This is a genomic window from Streptomyces sp. NPDC096176, from assembly GCF_044763255.1.
Taxonomy (GTDB): domain Bacteria; phylum Actinomycetota; class Actinomycetes; order Streptomycetales; family Streptomycetaceae; genus Streptomyces.
The window spans coordinates 268627-284091 of sequence record NZ_JBIWFV010000002.1; the positions used below are offsets into that span (position 1 = coordinate 268627).

At 71.0% G+C, this 15465-nt stretch carries 16 protein-coding genes; 8 read left to right on the forward strand and 8 right to left on the reverse strand.

Annotated elements, in window-relative coordinates:
• Window positions 1–197: 197 nt before the first annotated feature.
• The 5 genes from ACIQ7Q_RS06380 (at window position 198) to ACIQ7Q_RS06400 (ending at window position 5481) form a co-directional block, all read left to right on the forward strand.
• Entirely contained in the window at window positions 198–920 is a 723-nt protein-coding gene (locus ACIQ7Q_RS06380) for a spermidine synthase (protein WP_403856913.1), read from the forward strand.
• A gap of 147 nt (window positions 921–1067) precedes the next feature.
• Window positions 1068–2378, forward strand: coding sequence for a D-alanyl-D-alanine carboxypeptidase family protein (locus ACIQ7Q_RS06385; RefSeq protein WP_403856916.1), 1311 nt, complete (start codon window positions 1068–1070; stop codon window positions 2376–2378).
• Between the two features lie 224 nt (window positions 2379–2602).
• A complete protein-coding gene (locus ACIQ7Q_RS06390; protein ID WP_403856919.1) occupies window positions 2603–4117 on the forward strand; it encodes a DUF2252 domain-containing protein in 1515 nt (504 codons plus the stop codon).
• Window positions 4118–4150: 33 nt separating this feature from the next.
• Window positions 4151–4999: a hypothetical protein gene (locus tag ACIQ7Q_RS06395; RefSeq protein WP_403856922.1), complete on the forward strand. Its 849-nt coding sequence runs from the start codon at window positions 4151–4153 to the stop codon at window positions 4997–4999.
• A 137-nt stretch (window positions 5000–5136) separates the two neighbouring features.
• Window positions 5137–5481, forward strand: coding sequence for a rhodanese-like domain-containing protein (locus ACIQ7Q_RS06400; protein WP_403856924.1), 345 nt, complete (start codon window positions 5137–5139; stop codon window positions 5479–5481).
• 94 nt (window positions 5482–5575) lie between these two features.
• Here the strand turns inward: ACIQ7Q_RS06400 and ACIQ7Q_RS06405 are convergent, their stop codons facing one another.
• From ACIQ7Q_RS06405 to ACIQ7Q_RS06435, 7 genes are all read right to left on the reverse strand, one after another.
• Window positions 5576–6718 (reverse strand): acyl-CoA dehydrogenase family protein, encoded by a 1143-nt coding sequence (locus ACIQ7Q_RS06405; RefSeq protein ID WP_403856927.1) that lies wholly within the window; start codon window positions 6716–6718, stop codon window positions 5576–5578.
• Window positions 6719–6855: 137 nt separating this feature from the next.
• Window positions 6856–7911: a 2Fe-2S iron-sulfur cluster-binding protein gene (locus ACIQ7Q_RS06410; RefSeq protein WP_403856930.1), complete on the reverse strand. Its 1056-nt coding sequence runs from the start codon at window positions 7909–7911 to the stop codon at window positions 6856–6858.
• Window positions 7912–8427: a 1,2-phenylacetyl-CoA epoxidase subunit PaaD gene (gene paaD, locus ACIQ7Q_RS06415; RefSeq protein WP_403856933.1), complete on the reverse strand. Its 516-nt coding sequence runs from the start codon at window positions 8425–8427 to the stop codon at window positions 7912–7914.
• Entirely contained in the window at window positions 8421–9128 is a 708-nt protein-coding gene (paaC, locus tag ACIQ7Q_RS06420) for a 1,2-phenylacetyl-CoA epoxidase subunit PaaC (protein WP_403857985.1), read from the reverse strand. The genes paaD and paaC overlap by 7 nt, the downstream gene beginning before the upstream one ends.
• Before the next feature lie 74 nt (window positions 9129–9202).
• A complete protein-coding gene (gene paaB, locus ACIQ7Q_RS06425; protein ID WP_403856936.1) occupies window positions 9203–9493 on the reverse strand; it encodes a 1,2-phenylacetyl-CoA epoxidase subunit PaaB in 291 nt (96 codons plus the stop codon).
• A complete protein-coding gene (gene paaA, locus ACIQ7Q_RS06430; RefSeq protein ID WP_403856939.1) occupies window positions 9490–10455 on the reverse strand; it encodes a 1,2-phenylacetyl-CoA epoxidase subunit PaaA in 966 nt (321 codons plus the stop codon). The genes paaB and paaA overlap by 4 nt, the downstream gene beginning before the upstream one ends.
• Window positions 10456–10523: 68 nt before the next feature.
• Window positions 10524–10835 (reverse strand): hypothetical protein, encoded by a 312-nt coding sequence (locus ACIQ7Q_RS06435; protein ID WP_403856942.1) that lies wholly within the window; start codon window positions 10833–10835, stop codon window positions 10524–10526.
• A gap of 135 nt (window positions 10836–10970) precedes the next feature.
• Between ACIQ7Q_RS06435 and ACIQ7Q_RS06440 the strand changes: the two genes are divergently transcribed.
• Genes ACIQ7Q_RS06440 through ACIQ7Q_RS06450 form a run of 3 tightly spaced genes read left to right on the forward strand, consistent with a single transcriptional unit; the run spans window position 10971 to window position 13599 of the window.
• Entirely contained in the window at window positions 10971–11756 is a 786-nt protein-coding gene (locus tag ACIQ7Q_RS06440) for a DUF5819 family protein (RefSeq protein ID WP_403856945.1), read from the forward strand.
• Window positions 11756–12943 (forward strand): HTTM domain-containing protein, encoded by a 1188-nt coding sequence (locus ACIQ7Q_RS06445; RefSeq protein ID WP_403856948.1) that lies wholly within the window; start codon window positions 11756–11758, stop codon window positions 12941–12943. The genes ACIQ7Q_RS06440 and ACIQ7Q_RS06445 overlap by 1 nt, the downstream gene beginning before the upstream one ends.
• On the forward strand, window positions 12940–13599 hold the full coding sequence (locus ACIQ7Q_RS06450) for a TrmH family RNA methyltransferase (RefSeq protein ID WP_403856950.1): 660 nt from the start codon (window positions 12940–12942) through the stop codon (window positions 13597–13599). The genes ACIQ7Q_RS06445 and ACIQ7Q_RS06450 overlap by 4 nt, the downstream gene beginning before the upstream one ends.
• A gap of 109 nt (window positions 13600–13708) precedes the next feature.
• On the opposite strand, the gene paaN is transcribed toward ACIQ7Q_RS06450, so the two are convergent.
• Complete coding sequence (gene paaN / locus ACIQ7Q_RS06455; protein WP_403856953.1) at window positions 13709–15385, reverse strand: phenylacetic acid degradation protein PaaN; 1677 nt, start codon at window positions 15383–15385, stop codon at window positions 13709–13711.
• Between the last annotated feature and the right edge of the window lie 80 nt (window positions 15386–15465).

Consider the following 15465-nt stretch of genomic DNA (forward strand, 5'->3'; position numbering starts at 1 on the left):
GAGGCATGACACCGCTGAGGCATGACGCCGCTGACGCGTGACACCCGAGGCGGACCGGGGGTGTGACGCCCGACGCGTGACCCGAGGCGGCCCGACGCGTGAACCCCGAGGCGGACCGGGGCGTGACGCCCGACGCGTGACACCCGAGGGCGTGAGGCTTGACGCCTGACACTCGACGACAGCAGAAGGGCGCACGGATGAGCCGGCGTTTCGAGGAGATCGACTGGCGTCCGACGCCGCTGGGCGACATCAGCCTGCGGCGTCGGCGGGACCCGGGGTCGGGCGAGGACGTGTACGAGGTGAAGCTCGGGGACGAGTTCCTGATGTCGAGCCTGTTCACAGCAGGCGAGATCGCGCTGGCCCGGTTCGGCCTGGCGATGCTGCCCGGTGCCGAACTGGATGTCGCCGTCGGGGGTCTGGGTCTCGGCTACACGGCGCGAACAGCGCTGGACGACGCGCGGGTGCGTTCCCTGATCGTCGTGGAGGCGCTCGGCGAGGTGATCGAGTGGCACAAGCGGGAGCTGGTGCCGCTGGGTGCCGGGCTGGTGTCCGACCCCCGCTGCCGACTGGTCCACGGCGACTTCTTCGCCGCAGTGGACGACGCGTGCGGGCTGGATCCCGAAGAGCCCGGCCGCCGTTTCCACGCCGTTCTGCTCGACGTGGACCACTCGCCCCGGCACGTACTGCACCCCAGCCACGCCGCGCTCTACCGACCCGCCGGACTGGAGGCGTTGGCCGGCCGGCTTCACCCCGACGGCGTCTTCGCCCTGTGGTCGAACGACCCGCCGGACGAGGAGTTCACCGCCGCGCTCGGCCGGGTCTTCGCGGAATCCGCGGCCCACGTAGTCGAGTTCGCCAATCCCCTGCAGCAGGCGAACGCGGCCAACACCGTTTACGTGGCGAGGAAGCGAACGGGCTGAGAGGCGGGGCGGCGCGTCCGCCTCGGGTCGGGCCGTCGCTCGGGAGCACGGGGTGTTCGCCTCGGGTTTGGGCCGGTCGCCGCCTCGGGTTGGGCCGGTCGGCTCAGCGGCGCTGCGGGGAGCGGGACCCATTTTTACGCTGACTGAATGATCATCAGACCCGTTTCCAAGATGGCTCTCTGCGGCGCCGCGGCTTTCATGGCCGGCGCCCTTACCCTCCTTCCGGCACCCGTTGCGGCGGCCCCGCTGGACGACCCTCCTCCCCGATCGGAGTCCTCCGGCTCGTCACGGCTGGACGAGCCGGGGACGCACGTGGAGCTCCACGACGGGGCGCCCGATCTGCCTGACGATGTGTCCGCTCTGTCGTGGGTGGTGGCCGACGCGGAGTCGGGCGATGTCCTCGCGGCCCACGACGCACATGAGCCGCTGCCGCCCGCCAGCACGATGAAGACGTTGTTCGCCCTGACCGCGCTGCCCCGGCTTTCCGGGACAAAGACGCACACGGTCACCGATGAGGAGCTCGCCACCGTGGGTGAGGGCAGCAGCCTGGTGGGCGTCGCCCCCGGCAACACCTACCGGGTGGCAGACCTGTGGCGGGGCGTCTTCCTCAGCTCCGGCAACGACGCCGTGCACGTACTGGCCGAGATGAACGGAGGCTGGGAGGAGACGGCCGCCCAGATGGAGGACAAGGCCCGCAGCCTGGGCGCGCGGGACACCAACGTCGTCTCGCCGGACGGCTACGACGCCCCGGGCCAGGTGTCCTCGGCGTACGACCTGGCCGTCTTCGGGCGGGCCGGGCTGGCGATCCCGGAGTTCGTCGATTACGCATCGACTGTCGACGCCCAGTTCCCGGGCGACACCGACAGCGACGGGACGCCGACCTGGACGTACGGCATCCTCAACACCAACCGGCTGTTGACCGGAGTGGGCGGGGTCGAGCCATATCCGGGCCTGATCGGCATCAAGAACGGCTACACGACCGAGGCCGGCAACACGCTGATCGCTGCGGCCCGCCGCGACGGCCGTACGATCCTGGTGACGGTGATGAACCCTCAGGAAAGCGGCGCGCACGCCCTGTATGGGGAGGCGCGGGACCTGCTCGACTGGGGCTTCGACTCCGTGGATCACGTCAGTCCGGTGGGGTCGCTGCAGCCGTCGGCACCTCGCGCCGATCCCCCCGCGCAGCAGGTGATTCCCCATGCCGGACCGGGGCCCGTCGCACCGGAGCCGCTACCGGCGCCGGCACCTCCGCTGGGGGGCGAGGATTACGGGGACGGGAGCGCCTACGCCTGGGTCGGGGGCGTCGTCGCGGCCGCGTTCCTGACCGCTGGGCTCATCGTGGTGCGCAGAAACCGCGCCCCGGTGCGGTGGGACCGGGTCGTTCCTGCCCGTTGTGCGGCCTCTGCCACCGTGCGGCGGCTCCGGCTGCGGCTCCGTCGGCGTGCTGCGGATCTGTGAGCCCCCGCGATTCCGGTGGGTCGCGCGATTGCGAGGGCCACGTCGACTCTGTGAGCCCACCGATTCTGTAAGCCCGCCGCTTCTGCGAGCCCACGCCATGTTTCACGTGGAACACCCGCGCATGGAGACCGTCCGCTTCGGGGGAGACGGCTGTCCGGCCCGGCGGTACGGTCGTGAGCACGTGATGTGCATGGCGTCCGCAGGCGCCGGGGGAGGCAGTGGGCATGAGTGAGTCGGCAGCGTCGGTGCCGGAGCAGCGGCTGGAAACCCGCGCGAGCGGTGTCGGGACCGATAGTGACTCCGGCCCGGCCGGTTCCGGCGGCGACGTGCGGATTCCCGAGGTGCCGGGCTTCGCGTCCCGTACCGAGATCTCGGGCTCCGGTACGTCGCCGAAGAGCGCGGGCAAGGCCCTGCGCAGTCGGGTGCCGCGCACGGCACACGACTCGCTGGTACTCACCACCGGGCGTCCCGATGCCGTGCAGGCCGTCGAAGAGTCCAGCCGCGGCCGGGTGCCGGAGCTCACTCCGATAAGGGTCGGCAGGATGGCGGCCTCGCCGTTCGCCTTCCTGCGGGGCGCGGCCGGTCTGATGGCCCACGACCTGGTGGGCACGCCCGCGACAGGCATCAGCGCACAGATCTGCGGTGACGCGCACGCGGCGAACTTCGGGCTCTACGGGGACGCCCGCGGGCGCCTCGTCATCGATCTCAACGACTTCGACGAAACCGTCGTCGGCCCGTGGGAGTGGGACCTCAAGCGCCTTGCGGTGTCCCTGGTGCTGGCGGGACGGGTGGCGGATGTCGACGAGGACATCTGCCGGGCGGCTGCGTTCGACACCGTTGGCTCCTACCGGCGCACCATGCGGCTGCTGGCCAAGCTGCCCGCCATCGAGGCGTGGAACGCCAAGGCCGACGAGGAACTTGTCTCGCACGCCGACGCGCGGGACCTGGCCGGCACGCTGGAGCGGGTCGCGGCCAAGGCACGCAACAACACGAGCGCGCGCTTTGCCGCCAAGGCGACGGAGGCCGTGGCAGAAGGCGACGACCCTCAGGGGGGTGGCCGCCGGTTCGTGGACGCCCCGCCGGTTCTGCGCAGGGTGTCGGACGCCGAGGCGGCGGCGGTCGCCGCCTCGCTCGGGCCGTATCTGGCGACCGTCGGTGAGGACAGGCTCCCGCTGCTCGCCCGTTATGCGATACACGACGTCGCCTTCCGGGTGGTGGGGACGGGGAGCGTCGGAACACGGTCGTATGTGGTGCTGCTCCTCGATCACCGGGGCGATCCGCTCGTGCTGCAGGTGAAGGAGGCACGGGCCTCGGCGCTGGTGCCCCACCTGCCCGCCGCCGGTTTCCAGGTCCCGGCCGTGGAACACGAGGGCCGGCGGGTGGTGCTCGGGCAGAAGCGCATGCAGGTGGTCAGCGACAGTCTGCTCGGCTGGACGTCGGTGGAGGGGCGCCCCTTCCAGGTCCGGCAGTTCAGGAACCGCAAGGGCAGTGTGGACCCCGCGGCTCTCACGGCGGACCAGCTCGACGACTACGGCCGCATGACCGGTGCCCTGCTGGCCCGGGCTCACGCCCACAGCGCCGACCCGCGGCTGCTCGCCGGATACTGCGGCAAGAACGAGGAGCTGGACGAGGCGGTGGCGGCGTTCGCGGTGGCGTACGCGGACCGCACGGAGGCCGACCACGCGGACCTGCTGACGGCGGTCAAGAACGGCCGGATAGCCGCTGAACTGGGCGTGTGACGGCAGGCCCGGCAGCGCCCTTAGTCTGGACTGGTGACTCAGGATGCCGCCGGGGGACCGACGACCCGGAACGACGACGCACAGCAGGCCGCGGACCAGGACGAGCAGGCGCGGCCCGAGGCCCGCCTCGCGAAGGCTGTGGGGGCGGCCGAGCACGCGCTGATCGAGTTCGAGATCGCGGTGGAGACGTTCCGGGTGGAGGTGGAGAACTTCTCCCGGCTGCACCACCAGAAGCTCGGGCCGATGTACGCGCGCCTGGACGAGCTCGACGCCCAGATCGCCGAGGCGCGGGCGGCGCGCAGTGGCGACCCGGAGGATCTGCGCAAGGCACAGGAGGCCCGGGCCATGGTGCTGCCGATGCCCGGCGTCGACGAGCTGTTCAACGACTGGATGGACTCCGACGGCCTCTCCCCCGAGGCCTCTGCGATGCTCACCGGTCGGCCGGTCCGGGCGCCGAAGCGGGTCAGGCCCAGCGAAGAGGCACGCAAGCTCTACCGCGAGCTGGCCCGCAAGGCGCATCCCGACCTGGCTCAGGACGAGACGGAGCGGGCGCGGCGCGAGGAGTTCATCACGCGGGTGAACGCCGCCTATGGCCTCGGTGACGCGGCGCAGCTCAAGGAACTGGCAGACGAATGGGCCGCCGGGCCGGTTCCGGCGGCGCCGCGACCCAGCGAGAGCGAAGAGCTGTACGCCCGGCTGGAGTGGCTCGCGCAGCGCAAGGAACTGCTGACCGCGGTGGCCCGGGAGCTGGAGGAAGGCGCGATCGGAGCGATGCTGCGGATGGCGCCGGACGACCCGGACCGGCTCCTCGAGGAGATCGCCGAGCAGCTGCTGGCACAGGTGAGCGCGCGTGAGGCGGAACTGGCCTCACTCGTGCAGTAGGTTTCCTGGGACCCGCAGGACTCGGGCCGCAGGACTCGGGCACTCGGCAGGCGCGCGCGCCACAGCAGGCGGCGCGGCGTCCGCGGGACACCTGCGGCCGCCCCGGATACGGACACGTACGAGAGAAGGCATCACCCATGAACTTCGCCCCGCTGCCCTCGGTGGAAGCCGCGGCGGTACCGGCCGACGGCCTGGTGCTGGATGTGCGGGAGGCCGACGAGTGGGCGGCCGGCCACGTCGACGGCGCGCTGCACGTACCCCTGAGCGACTTCGTGGCCCGCTTCGGCGAGGTGACGGAGGCGGTGTCGGACGGGCGCCGCGCATATGTGATGTGCCGGGTGGGGGGCCGTTCCGCGCAGGTCACCCAGTACCTCGTGCAGCAGGGCATCGACGCCGTGAACATCGACGGCGGGATGCTCGCCTGGGACGGCGCCGGACGCCCGATGGTCACCGAGAACGGCAGCCCCGCCTTCGTACTCTGACCGCTGCGGTCCGGGAGAAGAGGCATGCGCGGGCAAGGCGATGCGCCGGCCCGGCGCGCAGGTGCCCCGGTGCGGGGGCTTCGAGGTCCGATGCCTAGCCGAGCGGGTGGGCGGCCAGCAGGTCGCCCAGAGCCTCTTCATGGGCGGCGGCAGGGCCGAGGGAGAGCTCCAGCTGCTTGGCCCAGGCGTGGTAGCGGTGCAGCGGGTATTCGACATCCGCGCCGAAGCCTCCGTGCAGGTGCTGAGCCGTCTGCACCACGCGCCGTACTCCCTCCGACGCCCAGATCTTGGCAACCGCGATGTCGCCGGCCGGTGGAAGAGCCCCGCCGGCGTCGGTGCTGATCCGCCAGGCGGCCTGCCACAGCGTGGCCTCCATGGCGCGCAGGTCGATGTACCGATCGGCGGTGTGCACGGCCACAGCCTGGAACGTGGCGACCGGAAAGCCGAACTGCTCACGCTTGCCGGTGTAATCGGCGGTCATGGCCAGCACCCGTTCACCGAGGCCCAGCGCCAAGGCGCAGCTGCCCGTGGCGAGCAGTCCCCGCAGCCACTCCCAGGCCTCCTCGTCGTCGATCAGATCTCGGTCGTCGACCCGTACGGTGTCGAGCCGGACCTCGGCGAGAAGCTCCCCGTTCGTGGAGACCTGGTCGAAGAGGGTGACGCCGTCGTGGACGTTGGGTACGAGAGCCAGAACGGCCCGGCCGTCCTCGGTGTGGGCCGGTACGGCGACACGGTCCGCGCACCGGGCCCAGGGCACCGCCGTCTGCACTCCGTCGAGGACCCAGCCGTCCGTCGATCCGGCGGGGCGGCGTGCCGTGACGGCGTGCTCGGCGGGATCGTGGCCCGTGCGGCCGTTGGCCCCGACCGTGAAGACCAGCTCACCGCGCGCGATCCGGGGGAGGACCGCCTCGCGGAGCTCGGCGCTGCCGAAGCGCGCCACGGCCATGGCGACCGCGCTCGTCTCCAGCAGTGGCACACGCGCCAGTACCTTCGCCGACTCGCGCAGCAGCAGGCAGAGCGCGACGGGGTCGAGGCCGGCCCCGCCGTGCTCCGGCGGCAGGACCAGGCTCAGCAGGTCGGAGTCCGCGAGCCGGGCCCACAGCGGGCGGTCGAACTCGTCGGCAACCGCGCCCACGGCCATCGCCGGGCTCGGCACCGCGTCGGGGACCACCGACGAGAAGACCGCCTTCGCCGCCTCCACGGCCGCCAGGTGCTCCTCGGTGAAGGTGAAGTCCACAGCCCGCTCCTTCCACGACACAGCTGTATCTGACGGAGCGTCAAGATAAAGCAGACTGTGCGTGAAGGGAATGGTCGTGAAGACCGAGAAGCGCTCGGAGCGGCGTATGTGCGGCGCCCCGAGCGCTCGCGGCTTTGTCAGCGGTCGAAGTCCAACTCCACGTCCGGTGTGGCCGGGTGGGACTGGCAGGCCAGGACGTAGCCCGCCTCGGTCTCCTCCGGTTCCAGAGCGAAGTTGCGGTCCATGCGGACCTCGCCCGACACCAGGAAGGCCCTGCACGTGCCGCAGACGCCGCCCTTGCAGGCGTATGGCGCGTCCGCCCGGCTGCGCAGCACCGTCTCCAGGAGCGACTCGCCCTCCTTGACCGGCCAGGTGCCCGATCTGCCGTCGAGGGTGGCGGTGAGCGAGGCGTGTGCCGGTGCGGCCACAGCGACGGCAACCGGCGACGAGCCGTCGTCTACGTGGAAGATCTCCTGGTGGATACGGCCCCGGTCCACTCCGAGCCCGCGAAGAGCGCGCTCGGCGCCCTGCACCAGCCCGAACGGTCCGCAGAGGAACCAGCCGTCCACGGCCTGCACGGGCAGCAGGGCCGGCAGCAGGCTCGTCACACGCTCCTGGTCCAACCGCCCGGAGGGCAGACCGGACTGCTGCTCCTCCCGCGAGAGAACGGTCACCAGCTGGAAGCGGTCGGGGAAGCGGTCCTTGAGGTCGGCGACCTCGTCGAGGAACATCGTCGAGGCCGCGGTGCGGTCGCTGCGGATGAGGCAGAACCGGGCTTCCGGCTCCTGGGCGAGCAGCGTCGAGGCCATGGACAGCACCGGGGTGATGCCACTGCCGCCCACCACCGCGGCGAAGTGACCTGGCCTGGGGGGAAACAGGAACCGGCCCGCGGGGGGCATGACCTCGACCACGTCGCCGACGGACAGCTCCTTCAGGGCGAAGGTCGAGAACTCGCCGCCGTCGACCAGGCGGATACCGACCCGGAGCACGGGCGCGGCGTCGCCCGCGGCGGCCGGGGTGCAGATCGAATAGGTACGGCGGACTTCCACGCCGTCCACGAACCGGCGCAGCGCTATGTGCTGGCCGGGTGTGTGGCGGAAGGTCTCGCGCAGCTCGGGCGGCACCTCGAAGGTGACAGCCACCGAGTCGTCCGTGAGCCGTTCGACCGCGCCGACCCGGAGCGGATGGAACATCTACAACTCCTTGAAATGGTCGAAAGGTTCGCGACAGGAAACACATCGGCGCAGGGCTTTGCAGGCCGTGGAGGAGAACCTGCTCAGCAGCTCCGTCTCGGTCGAGCCGCAGTTCGGGCAGCGCACCGAGAGAGTCAGCGGCACCGGCTCGTCCGCCGAGTGGGGGCGGGGCGGCGCTATGCCGAACTCGGTGAGCTTGCGCCGGCCTTCCGCGCTGATGTCGTCCGTCGACCAGGCGGGGGAGAGAACCCTGACGACCGAGACGTCGGCCATCCCGTGCTCGTGCAGCACCTGCTCGATGTCCGAGGTCATGGCCTCGATGGCCGGGCAGCCGGTGTAGGTCGGCGTCAGCTCGACCCTGACGCTGCCGGGACCGAGCAGACTCACCCCGCGAATGACGCCGAGCTCTCCGAGCGTCAGCACCGGCAGTTCGGGGTCGGGCACCGAACCGGCGAGCCGGCGCAGCTCCGCCTCGAGCGTCGTGTCGGTCTCGACCTGTCCGGCCCAGGTCACCATGATGCCCCCGGGTGGCTGCGGTGCAGGTGCTGCATTTCGGCCAGCATCCGCCCGAACGACTCGGTGTGCAGACCCTGGCGCCCTGCTCCCGCCGACCAGGCGTCGCCGCGGGGGCCCGAGGGAACGGTCAGCGTCGCCCGCTCCAGGACGGCCCGGACCCGCTCCAGCCAGAGAGCCTCGAGCGCGCCGAGGTCGACGTCGAGTCCGTCCACCGGATGGAACATCTCGCCCGTGAAATGCCACAGCGCGTCGCACGCCCGCTGCATCCGCTCATGGCTCTCCGCAGTGCCGTCACCGAGTCGCGTGATCCAGTGCTCGGCGTGGTCCTGGTGGTAGGCGACCTCCTTGACCGCTTTGGCGGCGAGCCCGGCGAACGGGCCGTCTCCGGCCGCCAGCTGCCCGTACAGCAGGTGCTGGTGGACCGAGAAGTAGAACTGGCGGGCAATGGTGTGCGCGAAGTCGCCGTTCGGCTGCTCGACCAGCCGGAGGTTGCGGAAGGCCCGCTCCTCACGGAGGAACGCCAGCTCGTCCTCGTCCCCGACGAGCGAGAGCAGCACACGCGCCTGACCCAGCAGGTCGAGGGCGATGTTGGCCAGAGCGACCTCTTCCTCAAGGACCGGTGCGTGGCCGGCCCATTCGCCCAGCCGGTGCGAAAGCACCAGGGCGTCGTCGCCGAGAGCCAGTGCCGCCGAGGCGTTCACCGCGGCGCCGTCCGTCGGGGCGTACGCCGTGGGGGACTTTGCCGCGGGCGTGGGCTGCGTGGTCGGCGTCGTGCTCACAGGTGCTTCACCCCTTCCGGGATCTCGTAGAAGGTCGGGTGGCGGTAGGGCTTGTCGGCGGCCGGCTCGAAGAACGGGTCCTTCTCGTCCGGCGAGGAGGCGGTGATCGAGGTGGAGGGCACCACCCAGATCGAGATTCCCTCGCTGCGCCGGGTGTACAGATCCCGCGCATTGCGCAGGGCCATCTCCGCGTCCGGTGCGTGGAGGCTGCCTGCATGGGTGTGCGAGAGCCCGCGGCGGGAGCGCACGAAGACCTCCCACAGCGGCCATTCGGTCGAGCTGCTCATGCCGTCGCCTCCACGGACTCGGTGTGCTGTGCCTGGTGCTTCTCCGCGTACGCGGCGGCCGCGTCCCTTACCCAGGCTCCCTCTTCGTGCGCCCGCCGGCGCTGGTTGATCCGCTGTTCGTTGCAGGGGCCGTTGCCCTTGAGGACCTCGTGGAACTCGGCCCAGTCGATCGCGCCGAAGTCGTGGTGGCCGCGCTCCTCGTTCCACCGCAGATCGGGGTCCGGGAGGGTGAGCCCCAGGGACTCGGCCTGCGGGACACAGATGTCCACGAAGCGCTGACGCAGCTCGTCGTTCGAGTGGCGCTTGATCTTCCAGGCCATGGACTGCGCGGAGTGCGCCGACGCGTTGTCCGGCGGTCCGAACATCATCAGCGAGGGCCACCACCAGCGGTCCACGGCGTCCTGGGCCATCGCATGCTGCGCGGGCGTACCGCGGGACAGGGTGAGCAGCAGCTCGTACCCCTGGCGCTGGTGGAAGGACTCCTCTTTGCACACACGCACCATCGCGCGGGCATAGGGCCCGTACGAGCAGCGGCAGAGCGGCACCTGGTTGGTGATCGCGGCGCCGTCCACCAGCCAGCCGATCGCGCCCACGTCGGCCCAGGTCAGCGTGGGGTAGTTGAAGATCGAGGAGTACTTCTGGCGGCCGGAGTGGAGCTTGTCCAAAAGGTCGTCGCGGCTGGCACCGAGCGTTTCCGCGGCGCTGTACAGATACAGGCCGTGACCAGCCTCGTCCTGCACCTTGGCCATCAGGATCGCCTTGCGGCGCAGTGAGGGCGCGCGCGTGATCCAGTTCGCCTCGGGCTGCATGCCGATGATCTCCGAGTGCGCATGCTGAGCCATCTGGCGGACCAGTGAGGCGCGGTACGCCTCCGGCATCCAGTCACGCGGCTCGATGCGCTCATCGGCGGCCACGGCGGCGTCGAAAGCCGCCTCGTACCCATCCGCAGTCACTGCCGTCATCCGGACTCCCCTACCGACCGATCGTTCGGTTCATCGGCTTCAATGGTCGGTCGGCGGCCCGTAGGGTGTCAACCCTGTGGATAACCGAGGTGGGCGACGGGGATCGGGGCGGGATGGACTCCTACGAGGATGAGGACGCCAATGGCGCCGAAAGCCTGAGCTCCGGCCCGCGTGCCCCCCGCCCTGCCCTGGAGCCGGGCGATCTCCCCGGCCCCCGCCGCGAGGACGGGACCCGACAGCTGCGACGGGCGGACGGGCCGCAGGACCGCCAGGACGGCGGCGAGAGTGCTGACCAGGACGGCGGCGAGGGTGCTGACCAGGACGGCGACCGTCACAGCGAGGAGAGCGGGCAGGAGGCCGAGGCCGGGGAAAGGCCGCATGTCCATGGTCGTGAGGCCTGGCCGATAGCCCGGCAGGCTCTGCCTGGCCCGCCTGCCCTGCAGACCCCGCCGCCCTCCGACGCCGGCCCGCCGCCCGGGCCCCTCGCCCTCGCTCCGCCCGCGACCGGTGGCGGCATGGCCGGACTGTCCCTCCCCTACCAGGTGGCCGCCGCCGTGGCGCTCGGGCTGATCGCCGTCGTCGCCTGCGTCCACCTGACGATGGTCCTCCTCCACGTCGCTCCCTCCAACACCGTGACCAAGCAGCACGGCGAGGCGGTCGACGGCTGGGTCTACCCGGAGTTCGAGCAGAACTGGAAACTCTTCGCGCCCAATCCGCTCCAGCAGAACATCGCCGTTCAGGTGCGTGCCCAGTACACGGCCGCCGACGGCAGCCGGCGCAGCAGCGACTGGATCGACCTGTCGGCCGAGGACGGTTCGAAGATCCGGGGCAACCTTCTCCCCAGCCACCTCCATCAGAACCAGCTCCGACGTGCCTGGGACTTCTACCTGGGCTCGCACGACACCGAGAACCGGCCCAACGGCCTGCGCGGACGGCTCTCCGAGAGCTACATCCGCCGCATCGCGATGCTGCGACTCGACCGCCACGACCTGGGCGGTCCCGTCGAGCGCATCCAGCTGCGTGCGTCGACCACGTCGATCGAAGCTCCTGAGTGGAGCGACGAGAAGACCGACACGCGGCCCGTCCACCGTGAGCTGCCGTGGTGGACGGTCACCGCGGCGGATCTGCCCGGAGGCGTCGACAACGGACGCGAGCAGGCCGGGCGTGACGCGGCCGGACGTGCCGAGTCCGACCGTCCACAGGCCGGACGTGACCAGGCTGGACGTGACCAGGCCGGACGTGCCGCGGCCGGACGCGCCGACAGCGAGGGGATGACCGGCAAAGCGGGGGTGGGGCGGTGATGCCCGCCGCGAAGCCCACTGCCGACCGCAGGGTCGCCCGCGCCGTCCAGCGGGTCACCGCCACCGCTCTCGGGCCGTACCAGAGCGCCGTCGTCCGGATCGGCTTCGCCGCGACCTGGTTGCTGTTCCTCCTGTACGAGCTGCCCAACCGGCACGCCCTCTACGGACCCGACGGCCCGTGGAGCTGGGACATGGGCCGGGAGCTGATCGCCGAGAACAACGCGTTCAGCGTGCTCCTGGTGTCGGACAGCACCCTGTGGTTCGAGGTCGTGTACGGCGTCTGCGTGCTGTCCGGCCTGCTGATGTTGCTCGGCTGGCACACCCGCGCCGTGTCCGTGGTCTTCATGATCGGCGTCCTGTCCCTGCAGAACCGCTCGATCTTCGTGGGGGACGGCGGCGACAACGTCGTGCACCTCATGGCCATCTACCTGGTGCTCACGCGCTGTGCCCAAGTCTGGTCGCTGGACGCCCGACGGGCGGACCGGCACCCCGGCCCCGACCGCGTGGGGCCGGTTCTGTGGGCGGTGCTCGGCGGGCTGCTCTCCGTCGGGACGCTGCTGGGCCGGGTCGGCGGGGACACCTGGCTGATCGTCCTCTTCTGGCTCCTGTGGATCTCGCAGGGCGTGTGGTGGGCGGTGAACCGCTACGCGCCGGCCAGCGAGCCGCGCACCCTGCTGGACGTCCTGGCGAACCTCGCCCACAACGCCGCCCTCTTCGTGATCATGGCCGAGGTCTGCCTGATCTACGCGACCGCCGGCTGGTACAAGATCCAGGGCTCGCGCTGGCAGGACGGCACCGCGCTGTACTACCCGCTCAAGCTGGACTACTTCGCCCCTTGGCCGGAACTCTCCGCGCTGCTGGCCTCCGGTGGCGTGATCGTGATGCTGCTGACCTACGGCACGGTTGCCGTGCAGGTCGCGTTCCCGTTCACGCTGCTCCGGCGTCGCGTCAAGAACGTCCTGCTCGCGGTCATGATGCTCGAGCACGCGGCCATCGCCGTCCTGCTCGGCCTGCCGTTCTTCTCACTGGCGATGATCGCCGCGGACGCGGTGTTCCTGCCGACCGCGTTCCTGGTGAACCTGGGCGCTCTGGTGGTGCGCAGGCGGAACCGGCTGCTGGCCGGGAGAGCCGTCCCGTCCCAGTTGCGACGGGGGAGCGAGGAGCGGCACCGTACGCTCGTCGGGTGAGCACCACCGAAGAACCGCTTCAGTACGACGAGGGCTACGCCCCCGAGGTCGGCGTCGGCCCGCATCCGCTGCCGTGGCCCCAGGGCGAGCGATACGACCCCGAGCTGCTGGCGGGAGGCGACCGGCGCAATGTCGTCGACCAGTACCGGTACTGGACGCGTGAGGCGATCGTCGCCGACCTCGACATCCGCAGGCACGGTTTCCATGTGGCCGTCGAGAACTGGGGTCACGACTTCAACATCGGCTCGGTGGTGCGCACCGCCAACGCTTTCCTGGCCCGGGAGATCCACATCGTCGGTCGCCGACGCTGGAACCGGCGCGGCGCCATGGTCACCGACCGCTATCAGCATGTGCGGCACCACCCGGACACGGCCTCGCTGACCGAGTGGGCGGCAGCGGAGGATCTGCCGATCATCGGGATCGACAATCTGCCGGGGGCTGTGCCCCTGGAGCGGACCGAGCTCCCTCGCCGGTGCGTGCTGCTCTTCGGCCAGGAAGGGCCCGGCCTCACGGACGAGGCACGCAAACACGCGGCGATGGTGTGCTCGATCGCGCAGTTCGGCTCGACACGTTCGATCAACGCGGGTGCGGCGGCCGCGATCGCGATGCACGCCTGGGTGCAGCGGCACGCCGACGTTCCGGCGCCGGGAGCCTGATCGCGGGCTTCCTCCGGGGAACCGGTTGACGCCGGGCCGCCGGAGGACTGTGGGGGCAGGACCGCTTCGGGCTTCGCCGCACACGCCCCCGCCCCGCACCCCGTGCACATCAGGCCTGGCGGCGGACCTCCACCACGCGGAAGCGGTTGGCCACGAAGGCGCTGTCGCACAGGGCCGCATTCGCCGCCGGGTTGCCTCCCGAGCCGTGGAAGTCGGAGAACGCGGCGGTCTGGTTGACGTACACCCCGCCGGTCAGGTTCAGCGAGAGCTGGGCCGACTCGTCCAGGCAGACGTCCTCGAGCGCACGCTCCGTCTCGGCAGAGGTGGTGTAGGCGCCGACAGTCATCGCGCCCTTCTCACGGACCGTGCGTCGCAGGAGGTCCAGCGCGTCCGCCGTGGAGTCCACGGCGACCACGAAGGAGACCGGTCCGAAGCACTCGGAGAGGTACGCCGGCTCGGAGTCGGCCGACTCCCAGATCTTGCGGGCGCCGTCGAGCTTCACGATGACCGGAGTCCGCACCGTCGCCTCGGGGAACTCCGGGTTGACGACCTCGCGAGACTCCAGCGCCACCTCGCCGAGGCCGGCCGCGGCCTCGAGGCGTGCCTTGACGTCGGGGTTGACCAGGGCGCCGAGCAGGGCGTTCGCCCGGGCGTCGTCGCCGAGCAGACCGCCCACGGCGGCGGCCAGGTCGGCGGCAACCTCGTCGTACGCCTTCGGGCCGGCGTCGGTCGTGATGCCGTCCCGGGGGATCAGCACGTTCTGCGGGGTGGTGCACATCTGGCCGCTGTACAGCGACAGGGAGAAGGCCAGGTTGGACAGCATGCCCTTGTAGTTGTCGGTGGAGTCGACGACAACCGTATTGACGCCGGCCTTCTCCGTGTAGACCTGCGCCTGGCGGGCGTTGGCCTCCAGCCAGTCGCCGAAGGCCGTGGAGCCCGTGTAGTCGATGATTTTGATCTCGGGGCGCGTCGCGAGGATCTTCGCGATCCCCTCGCCCGGACGCTCGGCGGCGAGACACACGAGGTTCGGGTCGAAGCCGGCCTCCGCGAGGACCTCGCGTGCCACCTTCACCGTGAGCGCCAAGGGCAGTACGGCGCGGGGGTGCGGCTTGACCAGGACCGGGTTGCCCGTCGCCAGGGAGGCGAAGAGACCCGGGTAGCCGTTCCACGTCGGGAAGGTGTTGCAGCCGATCACCAGCGCGATGCCGCGTCCTGCGGTCGTGAAGGTCTTCCGCAGCTCGAGGGGGTCGCGCTTGCCCTGGGGCTTGGACCAGTCGGCGGCGGCGGGGGTGCGGGTCTGCTCCGCGTACGCGTAAGCGACGGCCTCCAGGCCGCGGTCCTGGGCGTGCGGGCCGCCGGCCTGGAACGCCATCATGAAGGCCTGTCCGCTGGTGTGCATCACCGCGTGCGCGAACTCGTGGGTGCGGGCGCTGATCCGGGAGAGGATCTCGATGCAGACGAGGGCGCGCGTCTCGGGGCCGGCCTCGCGCCAGGTCGTCATGCCGGCGCGCATCGCCGGCAGCAGGACGTCCAGCTCCGGGTGCGGGTATTCGATACCCAACTCCGGTCCGTACGGCGAGACTTCGCCGCCGGTCCAGCCGTCAGTGCCCGGTTGGTCCAGGTCGAAGCGCGAGCCGCGGAGCGCCTCGAAGGCGGCCAGGCCGTCGGCGGGCGCGCTCTCGCCGTACGCCTTGGGGTGCTCGGGGTGCGGAGACCAGTACGCGCGCGTGCGGATCGCTTCGAGGGCCTGGTCGAGCCTGGGCCGGTGGGTCTCGGTCAGCTGCATGCGGACCAACTCCTCATCGAGCTGGGCAGGGGAGGAATGACAGAGTTAGAGTAACCGAACGATCGGTCGGTACAAGGGGG

Excerpts from the sequence above, each read along its gene's own strand:
- paaN (WP_403856953.1), bottom strand. The coding sequence starts at position 15,385 with ATGCAGCTGACCGAGACCCACCGGCCCAGGCTCGACCAGGCCCTCGAA.
- ACIQ7Q_RS06440 (WP_403856945.1), top strand. The coding sequence starts at position 10,971 with ATGGCCGGACTGTCCCTCCCCTACCAGGTGGCCGCCGCCGTGGCGCTC.
- ACIQ7Q_RS06385 (WP_403856916.1), top strand. The coding sequence starts at position 1,068 with ATGATCATCAGACCCGTTTCCAAGATGGCTCTCTGCGGCGCCGCGGCT.
- ACIQ7Q_RS06400 (WP_403856924.1), top strand. The coding sequence starts at position 5,137 with ATGAACTTCGCCCCGCTGCCCTCGGTGGAAGCCGCGGCGGTACCGGCC.
- paaA (WP_403856939.1), bottom strand. The coding sequence starts at position 10,455 with ATGACGGCAGTGACTGCGGATGGGTACGAGGCGGCTTTCGACGCCGCC.
- ACIQ7Q_RS06390 (WP_403856919.1), top strand. The coding sequence starts at position 2,603 with ATGAGTGAGTCGGCAGCGTCGGTGCCGGAGCAGCGGCTGGAAACCCGC.
- ACIQ7Q_RS06380 (WP_403856913.1), top strand. The coding sequence starts at position 198 with ATGAGCCGGCGTTTCGAGGAGATCGACTGGCGTCCGACGCCGCTGGGC.
- ACIQ7Q_RS06435 (WP_403856942.1), bottom strand. The coding sequence starts at position 10,835 with ATGCGGCCTTTCCCCGGCCTCGGCCTCCTGCCCGCTCTCCTCGCTGTG.
- paaB (WP_403856936.1), bottom strand. The coding sequence starts at position 9,493 with ATGAGCAGCTCGACCGAATGGCCGCTGTGGGAGGTCTTCGTGCGCTCC.
- ACIQ7Q_RS06410 (WP_403856930.1), bottom strand. The coding sequence starts at position 7,911 with ATGTTCCATCCGCTCCGGGTCGGCGCGGTCGAACGGCTCACGGACGAC.
- paaD (WP_403856933.1), bottom strand. The coding sequence starts at position 8,427 with ATGGTGACCTGGGCCGGACAGGTCGAGACCGACACGACGCTCGAGGCG.
- ACIQ7Q_RS06445 (WP_403856948.1), top strand. The coding sequence starts at position 11,756 with ATGCCCGCCGCGAAGCCCACTGCCGACCGCAGGGTCGCCCGCGCCGTC.